At 63.0% G+C, this 20,656-nt stretch carries 21 protein-coding genes and 2 tRNA genes; 13 read left to right on the top strand and 10 right to left on the bottom strand.

Going from position 1 to position 20,656, the window contains the following annotated elements; translation table 11 throughout:
* Positions 1-37 precede the first annotated feature (37 nt).
* Together VK92_RS39705 and VK92_RS42850 are read left to right on the top strand one after the other, a co-directional pair.
* Positions 38-376 (top strand): H-NS histone family protein, encoded by a 339-nt coding sequence (locus VK92_RS39705; RefSeq protein ID WP_082160914.1) that lies wholly within the window; start codon positions 38-40, stop codon positions 374-376.
* Between the two features lie 172 nt (positions 377-548).
* Positions 549-740 (top strand): hypothetical protein, encoded by a 192-nt coding sequence (locus tag VK92_RS42850; protein WP_082160913.1) that lies wholly within the window; start codon positions 549-551, stop codon positions 738-740.
* A 1,081-nt stretch (positions 741-1,821) separates the two neighbouring features.
* On the opposite strand, the gene VK92_RS39715 is transcribed toward VK92_RS42850, so the two are convergent.
* The 4 genes from VK92_RS39715 to VK92_RS09430 form a co-directional block, all read right to left on the bottom strand.
* The gene (locus VK92_RS39715; protein ID WP_082160912.1) at positions 1,822-3,597 is read right to left on the bottom strand and encodes a YfjI family protein; all 1,776 of its coding nucleotides are present in this window, start codon (positions 3,595-3,597) and stop codon (positions 1,822-1,824) included.
* 85 nt (positions 3,598-3,682) lie between these two features.
* Complete coding sequence (locus VK92_RS09420) at positions 3,683-4,453, bottom strand: hypothetical protein (RefSeq protein WP_048025805.1); 771 nt, start codon at positions 4,451-4,453, stop codon at positions 3,683-3,685.
* 252 nt (positions 4,454-4,705) lie between these two features.
* Positions 4,706-4,782, bottom strand: a tRNA-Arg gene (locus VK92_RS09425).
* Positions 4,783-4,963: 181 nt separating this feature from the next.
* Entirely contained in the window at positions 4,964-5,794 is an 831-nt protein-coding gene (locus VK92_RS09430; protein ID WP_021157259.1) for an undecaprenyl-diphosphate phosphatase, read from the bottom strand.
* A gap of 478 nt (positions 5,795-6,272) precedes the next feature.
* Between VK92_RS09430 and VK92_RS09435 the strand changes: the two genes are divergently transcribed.
* The 5 genes from VK92_RS09435 to VK92_RS09455 all read left to right on the top strand — a co-directional run bounded on the left by VK92_RS09435 (position 6,273) and on the right by VK92_RS09455 (position 11,796).
* Entirely contained in the window at positions 6,273-7,184 is a 912-nt protein-coding gene (locus VK92_RS09435) for an aldose epimerase family protein (RefSeq protein WP_048025803.1), read from the top strand.
* Between the two features lie 141 nt (positions 7,185-7,325).
* Positions 7,326-8,027, top strand: coding sequence for a peptidoglycan DD-metalloendopeptidase family protein (locus tag VK92_RS09440; protein WP_048025802.1), 702 nt, complete (start codon positions 7,326-7,328; stop codon positions 8,025-8,027).
* A gap of 368 nt (positions 8,028-8,395) precedes the next feature.
* On the top strand, positions 8,396-10,015 hold the full coding sequence (locus VK92_RS09445) for an acyl-CoA synthetase (RefSeq protein WP_048025801.1): 1,620 nt from the start codon (positions 8,396-8,398) through the stop codon (positions 10,013-10,015).
* Positions 10,016-10,091: 76 nt separating this feature from the next.
* Positions 10,092-10,415 (top strand): DUF2288 domain-containing protein, encoded by a 324-nt coding sequence (locus VK92_RS09450; protein ID WP_027787860.1) that lies wholly within the window; start codon positions 10,092-10,094, stop codon positions 10,413-10,415.
* A 10-nt stretch (positions 10,416-10,425) separates the two neighbouring features.
* Entirely contained in the window at positions 10,426-11,796 is a 1,371-nt protein-coding gene (locus tag VK92_RS09455; protein ID WP_048025799.1) for an MATE family efflux transporter, read from the top strand.
* Between the two features lie 59 nt (positions 11,797-11,855).
* Here the strand turns inward: VK92_RS09455 and VK92_RS42405 are convergent, their stop codons facing one another.
* Positions 11,856-12,032, bottom strand: coding sequence for a hypothetical protein (locus tag VK92_RS42405; RefSeq protein ID WP_021157264.1), 177 nt, complete (start codon positions 12,030-12,032; stop codon positions 11,856-11,858).
* Between the two features lie 136 nt (positions 12,033-12,168).
* Between VK92_RS42405 and VK92_RS42410 the strand changes: the two genes are divergently transcribed.
* Positions 12,169-12,339, top strand: a complete 171-nt coding sequence (locus VK92_RS42410; RefSeq protein WP_021157265.1) for a hypothetical protein — start codon at positions 12,169-12,171, stop codon at positions 12,337-12,339.
* A 209-nt stretch (positions 12,340-12,548) separates the two neighbouring features.
* Here VK92_RS42410 and VK92_RS09460 read toward each other — a convergent pair whose 3' ends face one another.
* Positions 12,549-13,355 (bottom strand): GNAT family N-acetyltransferase, encoded by an 807-nt coding sequence (locus VK92_RS09460; RefSeq protein ID WP_021157266.1) that lies wholly within the window; start codon positions 13,353-13,355, stop codon positions 12,549-12,551.
* A gap of 170 nt (positions 13,356-13,525) precedes the next feature.
* Entirely contained in the window at positions 13,526-13,987 is a 462-nt protein-coding gene (gene sixA / locus VK92_RS09465; protein ID WP_048025798.1) for a phosphohistidine phosphatase SixA, read from the bottom strand.
* A 161-nt stretch (positions 13,988-14,148) separates the two neighbouring features.
* Here sixA and VK92_RS09470 point away from each other — a divergent pair.
* Positions 14,149-14,225, top strand: a tRNA-Pro gene (locus VK92_RS09470).
* 97 nt (positions 14,226-14,322) lie between these two features.
* Here VK92_RS09470 and VK92_RS09475 read toward each other — a convergent pair.
* Positions 14,323-14,904, bottom strand: a complete 582-nt coding sequence (locus tag VK92_RS09475; protein WP_230965865.1) for a hypothetical protein — start codon at positions 14,902-14,904, stop codon at positions 14,323-14,325.
* Positions 14,905-15,060: 156 nt separating this feature from the next.
* Between VK92_RS09475 and VK92_RS09480 the strand changes: the two genes are divergently transcribed.
* The 3 genes from VK92_RS09480 (at position 15,061) to VK92_RS09490 (ending at position 16,475) form a co-directional block, all read left to right on the top strand.
* Complete coding sequence (locus VK92_RS09480; protein ID WP_048025796.1) at positions 15,061-15,384, top strand: hypothetical protein; 324 nt, start codon at positions 15,061-15,063, stop codon at positions 15,382-15,384.
* 40 nt (positions 15,385-15,424) lie between these two features.
* A complete protein-coding gene (locus VK92_RS09485) occupies positions 15,425-15,862 on the top strand; it encodes a DUF3592 domain-containing protein (protein ID WP_081052724.1) in 438 nt (145 codons plus the stop codon).
* 178 nt (positions 15,863-16,040) lie between these two features.
* Positions 16,041-16,475 (top strand): hypothetical protein, encoded by a 435-nt coding sequence (locus VK92_RS09490; RefSeq protein WP_027787865.1) that lies wholly within the window; start codon positions 16,041-16,043, stop codon positions 16,473-16,475.
* Between the two features lie 76 nt (positions 16,476-16,551).
* Here the strand turns inward: VK92_RS09490 and ppx are convergent, their stop codons facing one another.
* A complete protein-coding gene (gene ppx / locus VK92_RS09495; RefSeq protein ID WP_027787866.1) occupies positions 16,552-18,066 on the bottom strand; it encodes an exopolyphosphatase in 1,515 nt (504 codons plus the stop codon).
* A gap of 278 nt (positions 18,067-18,344) precedes the next feature.
* Between ppx and ppk1 the strand changes: the two genes are divergently transcribed.
* Positions 18,345-20,408, top strand: a complete 2,064-nt coding sequence (ppk1, locus tag VK92_RS09500; RefSeq protein WP_021157273.1) for a polyphosphate kinase 1 — start codon at positions 18,345-18,347, stop codon at positions 20,406-20,408.
* An 89-nt stretch (positions 20,409-20,497) separates the two neighbouring features.
* On the opposite strand, the gene VK92_RS39720 is transcribed toward ppk1, so the two are convergent.
* The coding region (locus VK92_RS39720) for an IS3 family transposase (RefSeq protein WP_048025795.1) at positions 20,498-20,656 on the bottom strand (159 nt) is incomplete at its 5' end.

Raw genomic sequence — 20,656 nt, forward strand, 5'->3', positions numbered from 1 at the left:
ATCATCCTTTACACACAACAGCGGATAGTCAATACAGATGACGACAAGCGAAAACATTGCCGCAGAAATAGCCGAGCTCGAGCAGAAACTCAAAGAGCTCCGAAAAGCCGCCGACGAGCAACTCGCCCGAGAGAAGGCAAGCATCATCGGTCAAATCAATGAACTCATAGCCAAGTACAGCATCTCACCCCAAGAACTGGCCTTCCCCAAAGCAACCAAGGGCAGTAAGGCATCGTCATCCAAATCTCAGAAAGCAACTCCTGGCAAGCCCAAATACCGGGATCCCGATACTGGAGCGACTTGGACGGGCAAGGGAAAACCTCCGGCCTGGATCCGAGATGCAGCTAATCGCGACCAATTCTTGATCCAAAACTGAAGAGTCGACGAGAAGGGATGCCCCTTCTCGCTATTTTCTCGGTGCGCACGCTACTTAGATCTTTTATCTAAAGTAGCGTTGCAACACTCACGAGCCATCTTTTCCAACTCTATTACGCACCAGCCCAATTATTCCGATAAAATCGACTTCCCAAAGCTACCGAACAGTTTCCATGCAAGTGCGTGTCACATACGAACATAGCCTAACCGATGCGCCTGACGACTTCATCGTACGAGTGCCGTCTCAGCTCATCGATGACGTTCCAGCAAACATTCCCCCTGTACTGCTTCCCGAGTACGTCACGAACCTGATTCTTCAACGATCACCTCAGATCGGAAAGGTTCGTAATCTTCGGTTGCTTTGAGGCTGGAGATTGCCATGATGCGCGCTGTAGAGGATGGCATTCGATTGTCCTGTCGGACATAGGGTAGATAGACTACTGATTTTTAAAGATCAGTCTCGTGGTCGACTCGACCACTTCGAGTTGAGAACTACGCTGCGTGTCCTTAGCGCCCACAAGGCGCATTGGACACTTCGCTATTTCAAAGTTAGATCTCGTCCCTTCGCAGGGACTCGATAAGTTGACGCTCCACGAGGAGTCCTCGTTCCGCTTAATAAAATTAGTCGGTGACCTTTGAGGGTCACCGATAAAAGGGTAACGCTACGCTTATGCTTAGCAGCATAAGCTCCGCTAATTAGCCTCGACGTTGCTTCGCTCGTCTCGGAGAACGGGGTTGGTTCAAACCATAAGCAATGCAATAAATTTTTATACAAAACCCCATGTTCGATAAACAAATTGCTTCCGTGCAAACTATCGGGCTAAAGCCCTATCGTTCGAACGAAAGCAATTTGTTGCGTACTATGTGATTTCCCCGAAGGGGAACCTGTAGTCAAGTTTGTATCATGCGCGCCGGGCGCCTGCTCATCACTGGTAGTTCAATCAAAAAATCAAAACGCCCCACCGTGCGGAATGATGCGCCGCCCAAGCATCAACGCGCTCACCACAATCTTCCATCCATTCCATCCAGGTAGCGTCGCAAGACACTGCACCGAGCGCATCGATAAAGGTGCCGTGGGCTCGTCATATGGCTGCATACGGGTGCGTACGCCGCGCTTTTGACAATACAACCGATCGTGGTCGCGCAGCCACAAGCCACTTTTTCGCCCTATAAAAGGCGAAAAAGCGATTGGAGCATGAACGGTTTCTTCTATTTTGAGAGACGTGCGCACAGATCTTCCGGATGGCGCACGATGAAAAGGGACGAACAAGGCACTTAGATCGACAACACGAGTCACGCCTACTCACATCAGGCAACGATAAGCATCGGCATTAGGTAATTTTTACCTATGCAAAGTCGGGGGGGGAATCGATGTTGCGGGTCATTTCGACCGCTTCTTAGCACGGGAGGAGTCGTCGTGATAACGTGTGCGGCGCCACATTGAAATTAAGGACTTCGGTGTGCTTGAGCCTGCTTCAAAAATGGAAGAAATTCCTCCAAGCTACCGTCGTCCATAAGCCGGTATCCATGACCAGGAGGGGACAGATCAAGCAATACAAATTCCGTCCCTTTCGTTGAGGATCCGACTTTTTCCGATCTTCTACGAACTATGCTTCTCTCGTTCAGCCACGCGAGTACCGTATCGTAATAAGTTGGATTATTTTTCAGACCGAATCGATGACAAAACTCGCGAAGTTCGTTCGAACGAATTCTTATATTCGCATCACCAGTTGTCGCGCGTTCAGGAACTCGGCCACCATTAGCCGCCGCGACGCGATCCAGCAACTTTTTGTAGACGTACTTCGCAGCTTCCTTGATCGATTTATCAGGATTGAATATCCTTGAAAATTCGTCCAAATACCAGTTGGCAACCTTAATTGCATCAACAAGTGTTTGCTCACCTATCTCCATGGCAATATCGATTCGCATGTCATCTGAATCGGTATGAGTCACGCGCGCACTGGCGAAGAAATGAAAAAGCGCGGCGAGTCTAGCAACATGCTCAGAATATCGATTGACAAATTCTCGTTCATAGACGTACTTACCACCGTCCGCCATTCCGCGCTCTTTTTCATCATGCTCTCTTTCCCATCGAAGCTGAGCAGCAGGCGAAAACCGCAGGCATACTCTGTTCCGAGCACGTGCCGCGATATCAAAATTCCCAGCATCGAGAAGCTCTTGTATCCGGCTATTGAACCTGTCAATCCATACGGTCGAACGCTGCTCCGTGCTGTCAATTGTGCGCGTTCCATATATCGTCTCTGGCCGAGCGATTAGCATCCGAGGAATGAATCCGATCGTCTTTGCGCGCTCGCCTTTCTTCTCGAGAAAACTGTCAAATACCGATGGTTGGATCATTAGCGACATCGTTAGACGAGGATCACTCACTGAAAATGTATCTCGCGGCGTTCGCCCGACTACATCTATTCCCTGTCCATCCCAAATTCGGTCAAGCCGCGCCATATCGGAATCACTTCGCGCATTCAGAAAGTCAGCCGCCTCGTTGCTAACTAGTCCTGCTGCCGGCCAATTCTCACACAATCCACGCTCGATCTCACGTATCGAGATGGCGGAATAGAGCATGCGACGAAACCTCGGCTTAGGATTTTGAAACGGCCTCGAACGCAACTCGCCAAGCTCTTCCTCGACCTGTGCGAGACGTGCCTCTACGTCCGCAGCTTTGTCTTCGGAAGTACTGCGAGTCTTTCGAATGAGAGTCATCAGCGTTCGCTGAAGCCCGCGCTCCATATCCTGCCGATTCTTTAGCTCTATTTCGTAGGCTGACTTCTGCCGCCCGTACTCTACTTTCGCTCGTCTATCGTAGGCTTCTATAGTTGGTGTAACAGCCCTGTCGGCACGCGTTTTGCGCGCACCAGAGTCAGCCACCACGAGCATGAAAAGCGAGCAAACGGATGTTTCACCGAAACCTCGATCAACCAGCACAAGATCTTGACAAGCAACCGATACAGCCGCAAGTGTCGCTTGGACCGCAATAGGGGCAGCGAGCTTGTCTCTCCGACAGATTTCTATTACGGCAGCCCGAATACTCTCCGGTAGCGCGTCCAAAGGAAAATCCGTGGCAACTTTGTAGTCAGGAAACGAAAGGGCATCGTCCCCTTGATTCTCGCGTGCAGTAAGAAACGTTGACATTCTTGATATTTCCGCAGATCCGTAATCCGTCCTGTTCGCCGGGAAAATCATTTGATTGTCGCCGAGCGTCATCACATATTCCCAACATACGCATGCACTGGGCCGCTGTCACGGACTAGCGCTCTGAGTAAAGATGGGGACCAACACGAAAGAGCGATTACTTGTCCGACACGGTTCCTTTCAGGATGCGGTCAACCGAGTCGAGCGGCCAAGCAAGGGATCTATTTGCCTGCTTGGCTGGCGCGACACCACGATAGTGGCCGTCTTCCGAATGACGTTTGTAGATCGTCTGCGGCTGAACGCCGAGTGCAGCTGCAAGCTCTTCAGTAGTCAGGTGTTGACGAAGGGGATTGATTACAACCTGTGCGTCCCCGACACTAGACGCTATAGGCACTACGGCAATTGAGCCACGGCGCGCCGCTTTAATCGCACGACGATCAATCTCGTTAAGCCTCTCCAGGATCAACTCAAGCGGCTGGGCCGTCTTCGCAGCATATAGAGCCACCTCGAACGGCAAATGACCGCTCGGGTAGCCAACCATATCTTTGAATATGTCGATCCACTGGAAGCGATGGTGGACAGCAAACCGCTCTTTAATCTCGTCCTCGACGCACCAGTCGATGAACTCGATGGGTTTCATTCCGATCTCGGAATCGCGTCCGCGATCTTCGCACCAGTCTTTCCACTGCTTCAAGATTGTTCGAGCTTCGTGATACTGGCCGATCCCGAAGCCAACAATCTCGGTGCCATCCAGGCTGACACCACCACTTTTCGGAAGCTCGGCACTGTCACCTTGCGGCTGAATGCCGGATAGCAGCAACGCCGCCATCACCGGCGTCCAATTCGCCATATCGAGATAGCCGCGCAGTGTCTCGTGTAGCTTCGCGCTGAATTCAATGATTTCCTGTGGCGTCTTCTGGTGCGTCACTCTTCCCCCCGCTCCGTTATAGCACCGCCGGCCGATCTGGCCTGCCCGAGCGTCGTATCGTGCCACACCTGAAGCGGAACGGACACACGATGGCTGCCCTGCCCCTCGGCCTTACTGCGCGCCATCAGGAGGGCCATTCTGAAGTGGATTGACCGCGATTTGCGTAGGCCGCGAACACCTACACGGCGCCTACATGAATTTCTTGATAAGCGGGCATAGGATTCGAAACGCAAGCTAACCCGTTGATTGTATTGGCCCGCCCTACACGATTCGAACGTGTGACCTACGGCTTAGAAGGCCGTTGCTCTATCCAGCTGAGCTAAGGGCGGTCGGGGAGAAAAGACACGGCCTGCACGAGCCGCATCTGACGCAAGACTTCGAGCACCGGCAAAACCGGCAAACCCACAAACCATACTCGAAGCCCCGAAACAAAACGGGCCCGGCATGAAGCCGAGCCCGAAATTATACCCGATCATCGCGTCACATCATGCGAGACCGGCCAACGCAGCCTCAAACCGGCTGCGGGTGCAGCATGAACCAGCCGAGGCAGAACACACCGGCGATCACGCAATACACGCCGAACGAAGCCAGCCGGCCGCGCCCCTCGAAATAACGCATCAGGAACCGCACGCTCAGGTACGCGGCGATCGCCGTCAGCACGCCGCCGAGCAGCGCATCGGCGAGCTGGTCGCGCGCATGGAACAGCTTCGGCAGTTCGAGCACGCCCGCCGCGAAGATGATCGGCGTACCGAGCAGGAACGAGAATTCCGCGGCCTTCTCCGCCGTCAGGCCCGCCGCATTGCCGGCGATCATCGTCAGCCCGCTGCGCGAGAAGCCCGGAATCAGCGCGCCGATCTGCGCGAGACCCACGAAGAACGCCTGCTTGAACGTCATCTTTTCGGGCGCCTGATGCGCGCGGCTACGCTGGATGCGATCGCCGAGCCACAGCAGCACGCCGTTCACGATCAGCGCGATCGCGACGATCCGCAGGTCGTGGAACACGCGTTCGATGCGCTTCTCGAGAAGCAGCCCGACGATGCCGGTCGGGATCGTACCGATGATGAGCGCCCACATCAGGTGCCCGTCGTCGTTCTTGCGGCCGCCGAGCTGCGCGAAGAAGCCGCCGATCAGCGCGATCCAGCGCGCGCGGAAATACCACAGCAGCGCCAGCGCGGTGCCGAGGTGCAGCGCAACGAGGAACGGCAGCAGTTGCGGCGCGTGCTTGTCGATGTGCATGCCGAACAGCGCCGGCACGAGCAGCGTATGGCCAAGGCTGCTGACGGGAAAGAGTTCGGTGACGCCCTGCAGGACGCTCAGGAATACCAGAAACCAGAGACTCACGCGTCGGTCCTTTTAATGAAGATTGAGCGGGAAGAGAAGCGGACGACGCGATGCGCGTCCGAAAAAACGCGCCCCGATTATGCCGAGCCCGGATTACTGCGCCAAGGCATTTGGCGGGATATTGCGGCAATGCACACAAACGCTTGCAACCTGTAAGCGCCCAGAAAGCAAAAAGCCCGCCATTTGCATGGCGGGCCTTTCGCTTTCGGCAGGAATTGCCGTCAGCGGCCGAGCTGATAGAAAAATAATACCGTGCTGCCCGTGAACATGCCGAACAGTGCGAGTCCCATTGCCATTGCCAGATCCATGGCCCCCTCCACGAAGTGTCATGACCCGGCAACCTCACCGGTTTAGAGGCATTATCCCGACCGTTGACGGTCTTAAAAACTCGCGATTTCCCGAGAAGGGTTTTCCCCAAGCCGCCACGGCCCGATAATGGAGCGCGCCGTTCCCGTTCACCCGCCCAACCCGATTCGCCATGCCGACCTTCCAGCAACACGACATTCACGAACTTCACGCCGGCCCGTCGCTCGTCCGGGTCGCTCCGCAATTCGGCGGCCGCCTGCTGTCATGGGATGTCGATGGCGAACCGGTCATCTTCTGGCCGGAAACGGCCGACTGGAGCAACCTCGCGCGCGTGCGCGGCGGCAACCCGCTGCTGTTCCCGTTCCTCGGCCGTCACCGCGTCGACGGCGAGCTCGGCCGCTGGCGCGACGCCGCCGGCGTGGTGCGCGACCTGCCGATGCACGGTTTCGCGCGCGACCTGCCGTTCGCCGCGCACCCGTCGGCCGACGGCGCCGCGTTGTCGATGACGCTCGACGCGACCGACGCACTGCGCGCGAACTACCCGTTCGACTTCCGGTTCGAAACGACCTACCGGCTGGCCGACTCGCACACGCTCGAAGTCGCGCTGACGACGACCAATCGCGGCGACACACCGCTGCCCTACTACGCCGGTCACCATTTCTATTTCGCGCTGCCGCACGGCGAACGCGCGGAAACCACGCTCGAACTGCCGCCCACGCATCGCCGCGCGCAGCAGCCGGACGGTTCGATCAGCCCGCCCGAGCCGGGCGAAGCGCGCTATCGCCTCGACAACCCGGAGATCCTCGACCGCTTCCACTGCCTCGACGGCGTGCCGGCCACGCCGGTGCGCATCGTGATGCCGGGCCGGCGCCGCACGATCGAGATCGCGCTCGACGTGCCGGGCTCGATCCCGTGGTACGCGGTCACGACCTGGACCGAAAAGCCGGATTCCGACTTCTATTGCGTCGAACCGTGGCTCGGCCTGCCGGATGCGATCCACAACGGCCTCGGGCTGCGCATGCTCGCGCCGGGCGCGACCGAAACGGCCACGCTGCGGATTCGCGTCCTCCCGCTCGCCGGCTGAGACATGGGACGAGAAGCCTGCCGAACCGGCGCCCGACGGCCCCGGCAACGGCACAAACTGCGGTGCGCGGGTCGAACCCGTTAAAATCGGACGTTTTGTGTTGCCTGCCGCGTCACAAGCGGCAGGGTCTTGCGAGGTTCAATGTTCGGAACAACAACGAAGCGACTCTTCGCAGCCGCCTGCGCCGCCCTGCTCGTCGCGTGCGGCTCCGCGCCCGTCGGCCCCGGGTTCTATCGCGTCGAGCGCGGCGATACGCTCTACAAGATCGCGCGCGACAACCGCACGTCGGTGTCGAACATCGTGCGCTGGAACCAGATGACGAACCCCGACGCGATCGAAGTCGGCCAGGTGCTGCGCGTCGCGCCGCCGCCCGGCACGACCACCGCATCGACACCGTCGACCACCGGCACCGGCAGTGCCGGCCGGGCCCGCCCCGCGCCTTCCGCACCGGTTGAATCGGCCGTCAAGCCGGCCACGAGCATCGCGCTGATCTGGCCGGCAGCCGGCAACGTGGTCCGCACGTTCGACGGCTCGAAATCGAAGGGGATCGACATTGCGAACTCGCCGGGCACGCCGGTGCTCGCGGCCGCGCCGGGTGTGGTGGTCTATGCGGGTAACGGGCTGCGTGGCTACGGCAACCTGATCATCCTCAAGCACAACGCCGACTACCTGACCGCCTACGCACACAACCGTGCGCTGCTGGTGAAGGAAGGCCAGTCGGTCACGCAGGGGCAATCGATCGCCGAGATGGGCAACAGCGACAGCGATCGCGTCGCGCTGCATTTCGAATTGCGCTACGGCGGCCGGTCGATCGACCCGTCGCGCTACCTGCCGGCGCGCTGAGCGCCCGACGGACGACACGCGATGCCGGCACGCATCGCGTGTCGTCGCGGTGAAAATCGGGAAAGGTGATGTCAGCGCTTGCGCAGACGTCCGGTGAAACGGCCGGACAACGGATCGACGCGACAGGCGAACGCTACCAGCACGCCGATTCCGATCAGGCTGAACCCCGCAGCTATCAGAAGCAAATCCATGGTCACACACTGATTTTTAGGTGATCTTATGCGTCATTGCGGAATCGTGCACTGAGCCGCAGCAATTGGACGAGTGCGAGGATTCCCTACCCTCAGGCGTCATTGTGGATTCCCCTGCGTGAAACCCTGATGTAATCCGTTCGCCCGACACCACGCCGCCACCCAGGAGACACTGCGATGCTGCCCGCCACCGACCGCTACGACGACCTGCTCTCCCGCTTCGCGTGGGACGTTCCGGCCCGCTACAACATCGGCGTGGACGTCTGCGACAAATGGGCGGACGGCAGCGGACGCCTCGCGCTGATCCACGAAACGGCGCAAGGCGACGTGTCCCGCATCACGTTCGACGACCTGAGGAATGCCTCTAACCGGCTCGCGAACAGCTTCGTGCGCGCCGGCCTGCGGCGCGGCGACCGCATCGGCATCTTTCTCGCGCAGGGCCCCGAAACGGCCATCGCGCACCTCGCCGCGTACAAGCTCGGCGCCATCGCGGTGCCGCTCTTCACGTTGTTCGGCGTCGACGCGCTCGAATACCGGCTCGCGAACAGCGAGGCGGCCGCGCTCGTTACCGACGCGGCCGGCTACGCGAAAATCGCATCGCTGCGCGCGCAGCTGCCGGCACTGCACACCATCTACTGCATCGGCGACGATGCGCCCGACTCTCCCGGCGTGCTGCGCTACGACGCGGCGCTCGCCGCCGAGACACCCGACTTCGTGCCGGCCGATACGGCCGCCGACGATCCGGCGCTCATCATCTATACGTCCGGCACGACGGGCAAGCCGAAAGGCGCGCTGCATGCACATCGCGTATTGCCGGGCCACCTGCCGGGCGTCGAGATGTCGCAGCAGTGCTTCCCGCGCGACGCGCGCCTGTTCTGGACACCCGCCGACTGGGCATGGATCGGCGGCCTGCTCGACGTGCTGCTGCCGTCGTGGCATCACGGCGTGCCCGTGCTCGCCCGCCGCTTCGAGAAATTCGACGGCGACGCCGCGTTCGCGCTGATGGCCCGGCACGGCGTCACCCACGCGTTCCTGCCGCCCACCGCGCTGAAGCTGATGCGCACCGTCCAGGCACCGCGCGAACGCTACGCGCTGTCGCTGAAATCGGTCGCGAGCGGCGGGGAGACGCTCGGCACGGAACTGACGGCCTGGGGGCGTGACGCGCTCGGCGTGACGATCAACGAGTTCTACGGGCAAACCGAGTGCAACATGGTGCTGTCGTCGTGCGCGGCGCTGTTCGATGCGCAGCCCGGTGCAATCGGCAAGGCAGTGCCCGGCCATGCGGTCGCGATCGTCGACGCGGACGGCACGCCGCTGCCGCCCGGCGTCGAAGGGCGCATCGCGGTGCGACGCCCCGATCCGGTGATGTTCCTCGAATACTGGCGCAACGCCGACGCGACCCGCGACAAGTTCGCGGGCGACTACCTGCTCACCGGCGATACAGGCATGATCGACGCCGACGGTTTCGTCCGCTTCGTCGGCCGCGACGACGACGTGATCACGAGCGCCGGCTACCGGATCGGCCCGGGCCCGATCGAGGACTGCCTGCTCACGCATCCGGCGGTGCGGATGGCGGCCGTCGTCGGCGTGCCCGACGCGACGCGCACCGAGATCGTCAAGGCGTTCGTCGTGCTGAATCCCGGTCACGCCGGCGACGATGCGCTCGTTCAGGCACTGCAGGCGCACGTGCGCACACGCCTCGCCGCCCACGAGTATCCGCGTGCGATCGCATTCGTCGACAGCCTGCCGATGACCGCGACCGGCAAGATCGTGCGCCGCGCGCTGCGCGACGCATAAGCGGGCCGCCACCCGCGCCGCCCGCCCGGCCGGATGGTTTATAGTGGCGCCACCACGCAGTCTTTCCAAGAAAACGATGTCCTCTGATCACCACGCCGCCGCGGGCGCGTCGCACAGCCCGCTCTACGCCAAACTCCTCGGCGAAACCGCCAAGATCGACTGGTGCGATCTCGAACGCTTCTTCGCGCAGGGCAAGCTGCTGTCCGTTGCGCGCGACCTCGATCTCGTCAGCGTCGCGGAGGCGGTTGCCGACGATGACGCCGAACAGGTCACGCGCTGGCTGTCCGCGGGCCTCGTCGCGCGCATGCCGGCCGAAACCGCCGCCGATTACGCGGCGCGCAACCCGGAGCTGTGGGCAGTCGTCGTCTCGCCGTGGGTCTGCGTGCAGGAACGCGCCTGACGCGTCCGCCATGTCCGAATCCGCGTTACCGCACGGGGCCGGCACGGGCTCGGCCACCGTCACGCACCGGCGCGTCCTCGCGCTCGCGTTTCCGATCGTCCTGGCGAACCTGACCCAGCCGATCCTCGGCGCCGTCGACACGGCCGTCGCCGGCCACCTCGACGGCACGCAGTATCTCGGCGGCGTCGCGCTCGGCGGGCTGTTCTTCAATTTCGTGTTCTGGGGATTCGGCTTCCTGCGAATGGGGACGACCGGTCTCGTCGCGCAGGCGCACGGTGCCGGCGACGCCGCCGGGATTCGCCTGAACGTGCTGCGCGCGTTGATCGTCGCGTTCGCGCTCGGCGCCGCGGTGCTGGCGCTGCAGGTGCCGCTGCTGTCGTTTGCGCTGTCGGCGCTCGGCGGCAGCGATGCCGTCCGCGCGACGGCGCTGTCCTACAGCCACGCGCGGATCTGGAGCGCACCGTTCGCGCTCGCGAACTACGTCGTGCTCGGCTACCTGCTCGGTGTGCAGCGCGTGCGGCTCGCGCTCGTCGCGCAGGTGTTCATCAATGCGGTCAACATCGGCGCCGTGCTGCTCTACGTGTATGGCTTCGGCTGGGGCATTGCCGGCATCGGCGCCGCGACGGCCACGGCAGACGCATGCGGCTTCGCGCTCGGCGCCTGGATGCTGTGGCGGCTGCGGCCGCGCGGCCTTGCGCCGATCGCGGTACGTGCACTCGCCGACCGCGTCGCACTCAAGCGGCTGATCGCGCTCAATCGCGACATCTTCCTGCGCACGCTGTGCCTGCTCGGCGCATTCGGCTGGTTCGCACACCTCGGTGCGAAACAGGGCGATGCGACGCTCGCGGCAAACGCGCTGCTGCTGAATTTCCAGACGTTCATGGCGTACGGCCTCGACGGCTTCGCGCATGCGGCCGAGGCACTCGTCGGCGCGGCGGCCGGCGCACGCGACCGCAGTGCCTTCCGGCAGGCCGTGCGCGTCACCCTGCTCTGGTCGGCGCTCGGCGCGCTGCTGTTCGCGCTGGTGTACTGGGCCGCCGGCAGCTGGATCGTCGCGCGCCTGACCGACCAGGCCGAGATCCGCGAGGTTGCGCTGCGCTACCTGCCGTGGGCCGCGATTTCGCCGATCGTGTCGGTCTGGGGCTTCCTGCTCGACGGCGTCTTCATCGGTGCCACGCAGACACAATCGCTGATGCGCGCAATGGTCGCGTCGCTGTCGATCTTCGTTGTCGCCACACTCGCCGCCGTCGGCACCTTCGGCAATCACGGCCTCTGGTTCGCGCTGCTGCTGTTCATGGCCGCGCGCGGCGCGACGCTGGCGCGCTACCTGCCGGGGCTGTTCCGGCGCATCGGCACCGATACACCCGCGGCCCGCGCCTGACGGCACGCCGAACCGGCCCTGGGCGGCCCGAAGCGCCCCTGAGCCGCCTTGAACAGCCGTTACTGCACGGGTTTGGGCGGCGGCGCATCGAGCATCGTCGGCGGCGTCATGTCGGTCGGCACGCCGTGATAGTCGGCCGGATCTTCCGGCGGGTGGCCGCGACGGGCCTGATGAGGATCGCTGGTACAGGCGGCGAGAAAAGCTGCGGCCAGCACGGCCAGCATGAAACGGGTCATCGGGTAGGGCTCCGGAAATCGGCGCGCCCATCGCACGCCGGGACCGCGCCGAGTCTAGCGGAAATCCTGCTTCGGAGTCGCGCCGCGCATGTCCTACTATGTACGCATGGCGCTGTGCCGTGGAAAGGAGGCTGCCATGTCGTCTGAGGAAATTGCCGGCCTGATCGGCCTGTTCATCGGCCTGATGGTGTTCGTCGCCCTGTCGTTCTTCGAGTCGCGCGAATACAAGCGCAGCCATGGCGGCGAAGGGATCGTCCATCACTGGATGGCCGAACACCACCTGCTCGACTGGCGGCGCAAGCACTAAGCGCGCCGCTGCCGTCCGGCCCGCCCCCGGGCCGTTCCCGAACGTGCCGTCCCACGGCACGCCGGTGATCGCGTATCGCCGAAATTAACGGGGCCCGATTCACACCCGTTGATCAGATGGACGAACGCCGTCGCGCGGCTCATGCCGCGCGACGGCGTTCGCATGCACGCGCCCGAACCAGCAGGCGGGCGCGACGCGGTTCAGACGGCTCAGCCCAGGAAGTGGCGGGCATAGCGCGCGTTGATGTCGGACAGACGGAACAGCGTCAGGAAATCCGCGCAGTTGAAGTCGGGATCCCAGGCCGGCGCACCGCAGATCTTCGCGCCGAGACGCAGGTAACCCTTGATCAGCGGCGGCGGTGCCACGACGGTGCCCGTCTGCAATTCGTCGACCGGCAGGGCCGTATGCGGGAACGCACGATACTCGGGCGCCGTCAGCGAACCTGCCGACAGCGACTGATACAGGTTCGCCGCATAGTGACCGCCGTCGGCCATCGACACGCTCGCGCAGCCGAGCATCGTCTCGTAGCCGTTCTGCATCATGTACGTGCCGAGACCGCCCCACAGCGCCATGATGACGGCGCCGCTGCGGTAGTCGCTGTGCACGCACGAGCGGCCGACCTCGACCATCTTGCCGCGCAGGTGCGTGAGGCGCGACAGGTCGAATTCGCCTTCGGCGTACAGGCGGCCGACGCGCGCCGCCTGGTGCGGCGGCAGCACGCGATACGTGCCGACGACCTTCAGGGTGTCGAGATCGCGAACCAGCAGGTGGTCGCAGTACGCATCGAACGGATCGACGTCGAGACCGGAGGGGCCGCTGACCTGCGCGCCCATCTCTTCGGCGAACACGCTGTAACGCAGGCGCTGGGCTTCGCGCAATTCGTCTTCCGTACGCGCCCACGCGGCGCGCAGGCGATACTCCGATGTGACGGTTTCAGCAGCACGCGGCAGGAGGCGCCGCGACGTGTCGAGGGGCAGCGAGGCAAAAGGGAGCGTAGGCGTCGGCAGTTCTCGCATTAGGCTTTCCTGATCGTAAGGAATAGGACGACATGCCCGCCAATGTAGTAATCGGCCGTGACCGTTATGTGGCACGACCGTGTCCTTTCAATGACGTGTCGCCGAATTGACTTTAGCAGAAAGCTTGCGAAACCGTATGACGAAACCCTTCAAAGCGCTTCAGGCGGGCCTCACACCAGGTCGGGCGTCAATACCGCCCGCAGCACGGCCTGCCGGCTGCCGTCGCGCGTGCGGCTCGCGAGCCACACGATTCCGCCCTTCTTGACGCTCCAGCTGTCGTCGCCGCCGGCGATCAGTTGCGCGGCGACACTGCCGAGCGTCGGCTGGTGGCCGACGATCACGACCGTCGGCGCGATGCCGTCCGGCCAGCCGGCCGCCGCCAGCACGTCGTCGACGCTGCCGCCTGGCGCGAGCGCATCGACCGTCCGGTACTGGCCGGTCAGCGCCTCGACGGTCTGCACGGTGCGGGCCGCCGGGCTCGCGAGGATCACGGTGTTCGTCTCGAGCCGGCCACGCAGCCACTTGGCCATCGCCTGTGCGTCCTTGCGGCCGCGGACGGTCAACTGCCGCGCGAGATCGCTCGTCGCGTAGTCTTCGGCTTCGGCGTGGCGCCACAGGATCAGGTTCATCATGATGTTCTCCTTGCTTCGGCGAGCGGCCCCGCGCCCATGCGTGCGGGCCGGCCGATTACCGTGCGAATTGTCGCAAATTGCGGCTCGTTCGCCGCCGCGGCATTTACCCGCATATAGGGATTGACCGGATCAGCCATTCAAAGATAGAATCTTTGGCTCGTCGGAGCGTAGCGCAGCCTGGTAGCGCATCTGATTTGGGATCAGAGGGTCGAAGGTTCGAATCCTTTCGCTCCGACCACCGGAATCAAGGGGTTACAACACCTAGTGTTGTAACCCCTTTTCCATTTCTGGCCCGTGAAAGATCCCGGGCAACCGCCGCATTTCGCGCCACGTAGTCACTCGATCCGTACGAGATCACGCGTCGCGACCGGCAGTCGATCGGCGGGCGTGCTTTCCGATGGCCGCCCTTTCGATCCGGAATATCGATAAACCAGATACTTCCCGTCCGTCTCGCCGCCTTCGTTGGGGATGATCACCCACATCGCCCGACGCCCCGAATACAGCCACCGCGGAAGCGCCTTCTCCGCGAAATAGATCCGCTCTTCGACATGCGTGACCGGATTCAGCCGGATCGCGACGCCCTTCAGGTAAGGCGATCCGTAGTTCAGTACGAAGACGAGGGTCCTGCCGACGCACCTCGACAACGCAATCCTGCCCACGAAATCGGTCTCCGGCATGTCAAGGAACGCACGCCCGGTCTTGTACCCCCGCCGCACGAACAGTGCATCGCCGTCCGCCCCATGCGAGCGGGCCTCGAGCGCAATGCGGCTCCCGTCCGCCAGCGGACAGGAAAGCACCTGACGCAGGACACCGGCCTCGTCGATTCCCGGCGTCGCGCCGAACGTCGCTGTCGCCACCGATAAAAGACCGACGGCAAGCGCTCTCAATCGACCTTTACCGGTCAGTTGCGTCGCCAATCGACTCATCGAGGTGCAGCTTCGCGGGTTATCCACTTCGGTACGCTCGCACGAATCACCTTTTCCAGGAACAAACCGGCGCATCAACAGGGCCAACTCGACCCCGTAGCGGTACCATTATCAGCGCCCCATTGCCAGACCGGAGTTTCGTCAACCATGCCGACATCCCTGTCGTCCCTGCAACTGCCCGAAGGCCTCGGCACCATCGGGAATCTGGCTGTCGAGTTCGTCGAGGATGAACGGAAAACGTACGAGATGTGGATGCTCGAAACGGACCTACCCTTCGACGAAGCCGTGTCGCGGTTGTCGGCCTTCGTGAAGCGCCATTTCGGCGGCGACGAGCGGGCTTCGTCCGCCGACCGCTTCGGCTTCCGCAGTTGGGCGGCTTCCTGGTCCCGCGAGAGACAGGAAATCTCGGCCCAGCTCACCGGCACCGACGACGGCAGCTCGGGTTACCTCCGCAATGCGTACCACGCGTGAATGAACCCACTTGCCACCCCCGACACCATCCGAACCTCGCATGACAGCCTCCTCGACTGATCGCCCGGCAAAACCGGCGATGAATATCGCGACCGTCATCGCCATGATCATCGGCGCCGCCGTACTCGCTTTCTGCGTCGTGCAGGCCTACCGGACGACGGTCTTCCTTTCGCATGCCTCTCGAGCGCCCGGTGTAGTCGTCAAGTCGAGCGGACACCCGACCATACGCTTCGAAACAGCCCTGGGCCAGCGCATCGAGTTCGTGCAGAACGGCGGCATGGACGGCCCGCCCGGAACCGTCGTGCAGGTCGCGTACGACCCTGCCGCGCCTGCGGAAACGGCCCGGGCCGCCACGTTCCTCGCGATATGGGGCGGTGTGCTGTGGGGATTGCCGGCAGGCCTCGGCTTTCTGGTCCTGCCGCTGTTCGGCGCACGGTTCGTGCTCACCGGACGGTACGGGAACGCGATAAGCCGTTGAGCGGCGACGCACGGATTCATGCGATGCCCGGGCATTCGCGGCAAGTCCGGACGCTTTCATCGTCGGTCACGCTTGCAAAGGTCACGAATCGAACGAGGTGGCCGGCCTCGCTGCCGCAACCCGGATACGACACTTCCGGGAACACGCGATAATGCGCGTGGACAACCTGCATCCGCGCATGACAAACAACATTCTCAAGACCGCCCTGTGCGCATCGCTGCTCGCGCTTGCGACTGCCGGCACCGCATCGGCCAAGGCACTCGACGACGCGCTCGACTGCCACTCGACCGGGCACAAGTTCGTCGCGCCGCTGCTCGCCGCCGGCGATATCCAGTCGGAGCCGATGCACGTCGAATCGAACTCGGTCAACGCATTCCGCACGAGCCACTCGCTGACCGCATACGGCTTCGGCGTCTACGTCGTGCTCGGCTACCAGGCGAACGACCCGATCTTCCGCACCGGCGACGGCACGCCGATCGGCGACTGGGCCTATGGCGTCGTGGTGCGCGGCACGAAAAGCGCGGTGGAGGAAGCCGTGCGCAAGGCCGGCAGCGACGCGACCGTCAGGCAGGCGTTTCCGTTCCTGACCGCGATCGTCTGCTCGTCGGACTAAGCGACCGTCAGGACGCTCATGCGCCAATCCCGAGGGCGGGCAACCTGCCGCCCGGCCCTGCCCCGCTGTCGGCCTTTTACGCGCCCGTATACACCACGCGATACGGGATTCCGACCTTCTCCCATTCCGCCGCCTCCTGGCTGAGGCTGTAGTCGGTCAGCGGGTTCTGCTCGACCCACGCGCTCGGCAGGCGCACTTCATACCCGCCCTTCTTCATCTGCGAGACGGAAATGTCGGGCAGCCCCGCGTCGGTTCGGCGCCGGCACAGCAGCGCCGCGAGCCGCAGGCAGAACAGCAGCGGCCACTCGACTTCGCGTGCCTGCGACAGCTTGCCGAGCTTGCCCGCATGTCCGAGCACGAGCGCGGCGAGCCGCGCCTGGTCGGTGCGCGAAAAACCCGGCATGTCCGCGTTGCTCGCGATATAGGCCGAATGCTTGTGATACGCGCTATGCGAGATCGACAGGCCGATCTCGTGCAACGCGGCCGCCCAGCCGAGGAACATCCGTCCTTCCTCGCGCGCTTCGTCGTCGGCTTCCTCGAGTTCGTCGTAGAAACGCCCCGCCAGCGCGCCGATCCGCTCGGCCTGCGCACGATCGACACCGTAGCGGCGCGTAAAGCCCTCGACGGTCACCGCGCGCATGTCCTCGTGCTGCGTCCGGCCGAGCAGGTCGTACAGCACCCCGAGGCGCAGCGCGCCGTCGGTCGTATCGACGTAGTCGACGCCAAGCTCCTCGAACACCGCGAGCATGATCGCGAGGCCGCCCGCGAGCACCGGCACGCGGTCGGGCTTCAGCGCGATCAGCTTCAGCCGGTTGACGTTCTCCGACTTGATCAGCGCACGCTTCAGGCGCTCGAGGCCGCCGCGCGAAATGCCGTGCGTGATGCCCGGATCGTTGAAGCCGTTCGCCTCGACGAGTTCCGCGAGCGCGCGCGCGGTGCCGGACGAGCCGATCGCCTGGTCCCAGCCGGCCTTCTTGTACTCGCTCGAAATGATCTGGATCTCGCGCTTGGCCGCGAGTTCGGCCTGCCGCATCGTGTATTCGTCGACGTTGCCGGCGGGGAAGAAGGCGCGGCTGTGGCTCACGCAGCCGATATAGAGGCTCTCCATCACGATCGGCGTGTAGTGCGAGCCGATGATGAATTCGGTGGAGCCGCCGCCGATGTCGACGACGAGCCGCTTGCCGGCGCTCGCCGGCACCGAGTGCGCGGCGCCCGCGTAGATCAGGCGCGCTTCTTCACGGCCTGCAATCACTTCGATCGGGAAACCGAGCGCCGCTTCCGCCTCGCCGAGAAACTCGCCCGCGTTCTTCGCGACGCGCAGCGTGTTGGTGGCCACCGCGCGCACATGATCGGGATGGAAATCGCGCAGGCGCTCGCCGAACCGCTTGAGCGCCTCCCAGCCGCGCTCCTGCGACGCGCGATCGAGCATCTTGTCGCTCGACAGGCCCGCGGCCAGCCGGACGGGCTCGCGCAGCGCATCAACGGGATAGATCTGGCTGCCCGCCGGCGTTTCCTCGACACGTCCGACGATCAGCCGGAAGCTGTTCGAGCCGAGATCCACGGCAGCCAGCAAGTGGGGGGTTGTAACCATCAGAAGGGGCTCCGTGCGCGTTCGCTCGCGGCGGCCGGTGCGACAGCCGTGGGCGATCAATCAAAGGCGACATTTTAAGCGTGGAACGCTTGCCGTTGCCACGCTTCACGGGCATGCATACCGCTCGTTTGCATATCGTCGAAACATTTATGGGACGAAACGATTAAAGCGTAGAATTTCCCGATATAAATACATCACTGTCATCAGCACGTCATCGTACCGTGAGAGTTTCCGAGCGTCCTTTCGAATCATCGCCTGAATCACCCCCAACTCTGCCGATGTCCGTCCGTTATCCGCTTCTCAATCGTGAACTCGGCATCCTCGGTTTCAACGAGCGCGTGCTGGCCCAGGCAGCCGATCCGCAAGTCCCGTTGCTCGAGCGCCTCCGCTTCATCTGCATCACCAGCAGCAACCTCGACGAATTCTTCGAAGTCCGCATGGCCGGCCTTCAGGAGCAGATCCGCGACAACCCCGGCGCCCTGACGCCCGACGGGATGTCGTTACAACATGCTTACGATCTCGTGGTCGAACGCGCGCAGCGGCTCGTCCATCGACAGTACACGATGTTGCACGAAACCGTGCTGCCCGCGCTCGAGCAGGAAGGCATCTACTTCCATGCGAGCGACACCTGGAACGACGAGCAGCTCGAATGGGCGCGGCACTACTTCCTCGACGAGCTGCTGCCCGTGCTGACGCCGATCGGCCTCGATCCCGCCCACCCGTTCCCGCGCGTGCTGAACAAGAGCCTGAACTTCGTCGTCGAGCTCGAAGGCCGCGACGCATTCGGCCGCCAGGCCGTGATGGGCATCGTGCAGGCGCCGCGCGCGCTGCCGCGCGTCGTACGCATGCCGCACGCGCTGTCGGGCTTCGAGCACGGCTTCGTGCTGCTGAGCTCGTTCATGCAGCGCTTCGTCGGCGAACTCTTCCCGCAACTCGTCGTGAAGAGCTGCAACCAGTTCCGTATCACGCGCAACAGCGAACTGTTCGTCGACGAAGACGAGATCACGAATCTGCGCGTCGCGCTGCAGGGCGAACTCCCCGCGCGCCACCTCGGCAACGCGGTGCGCCTCGAGGTGTCGGCCGACACGCCGCCGCACATCGTGCGACGCCTGCTCGACGAAAGCGAGCTCGGCGACAAGGATTGCTATCGCGTGGCCGGATCGGTGAACCTCGTGCGGCTGATGCAGATTCCCGATCTCGTCGACCGCCCCGACCTGAAGTTCACGCCGTTCACCGCGTCGACGCCCGCCGCGATCACGAACGCGCCGACGATGTTCGACGCGATCGACAACGGCGACATCCTGCTGCACCACCCGTACGAGAGCTTCCAGCCGGTGCTCGAACTGCTGCAGCAGGCCGCGAAGGACCCGAGCGTCGTCGCGATCAAGCAGACGATCTACCGCACCGGCACCGATTCGCCGCTGATGGACGCGCTGATGGAAGCCGCGCGCAACGGCAAGGAAGTGACCGTCGTCGTCGAACTGCTCGCGCGCTTCGACGAGGAAACCAACATCAACTGGGCGTCGCAGCTCGAGGCCGTCGGCGCGCACGTCGTGTACGGCGTGGTCGGCCACAAGTGCCACGCGAAGATGATGCTGATCGTGCGGCGCGTCGTGCAGGGCGGCAAGGCGTCGCTGCGTCGCTACGTGCACCTCGGCACCGGCAACTACCACCCGCGCACGGCACGCCTCTACACCGACTTCGGGCTGATGACGGCCGACCAGAAGATCTGCGAGGACGTCCATCACGTGTTCCAGCAACTGACCGGCATCGGCGGCGAACTCACGCTGCACGAGCTGTGGCAGTCGCCGTTCACGCTGCATCCGCGCATCATCGACTCGATCCGCGCGGAGATCGACAATGCGCGTGCCGGCAAGCGCGCGCGCGTCGTCGCGAAGATGAACGCGTTGCTGGAACCGACGGTGATCGCGGCGCTGTACGAAGCGTCGCAGGCCGGCGTCAAGGTCGACCTGATCGTGCGCGGCGTCTGCGCGCTGAAGCCCGGCGTGCCGGGGCTGTCGGAAAACATCACCGTGCGCTCGATCGTCGGCCGCTTCCTCGAGCACCACCGGATCTACTATTTCCACGCGAACGGTGCCGAGGACGTCTATCTGTCGAGCGCCGACTGGATGGACCGCAACCTGTTCCGCCGCGTCGAAGTCGCGTTCCCGATCCGCGATCGCAAGCTCAAGCGGCGCGTGATCGCCGAAGGCCTGTCGGTGTGCCTTGGCGACAACCAGTCGGCATGGCAGATGCACAGCGACGGCCACTACCGCCGGCGCCGCGCCGGCAAGACGATCCGCAACGCGCAACTCGGGCTGCTCGCGAAGTTCTGCTCGTGAACCGGCAACGCGGCGCGAGTTGCACGCCGCGTCGCCAACGAAAAAGCGCAGCCCGCTGAACTGACCCCGCAAAGTTGGACGGTTAAACGCTAGGTACCCAAGGGCTGAGTTCGGTATTGCACGGGACTCAGCCCTTTCAATTTGAGCTTGATGCGTTCGTGGTTGTAGTAGTGGATGTAGTGGTCCAGCGTGTCGCGCAATTGCTCCACGCAAGCGAAACGATGCCCGTTGTAGCACTCAGACTTGAG

The organism is Burkholderia sp. LK4, assembly GCF_001043615.1.
Lineage (GTDB): Bacteria > Pseudomonadota > Gammaproteobacteria > Burkholderiales > Burkholderiaceae > Burkholderia > Burkholderia cepacia.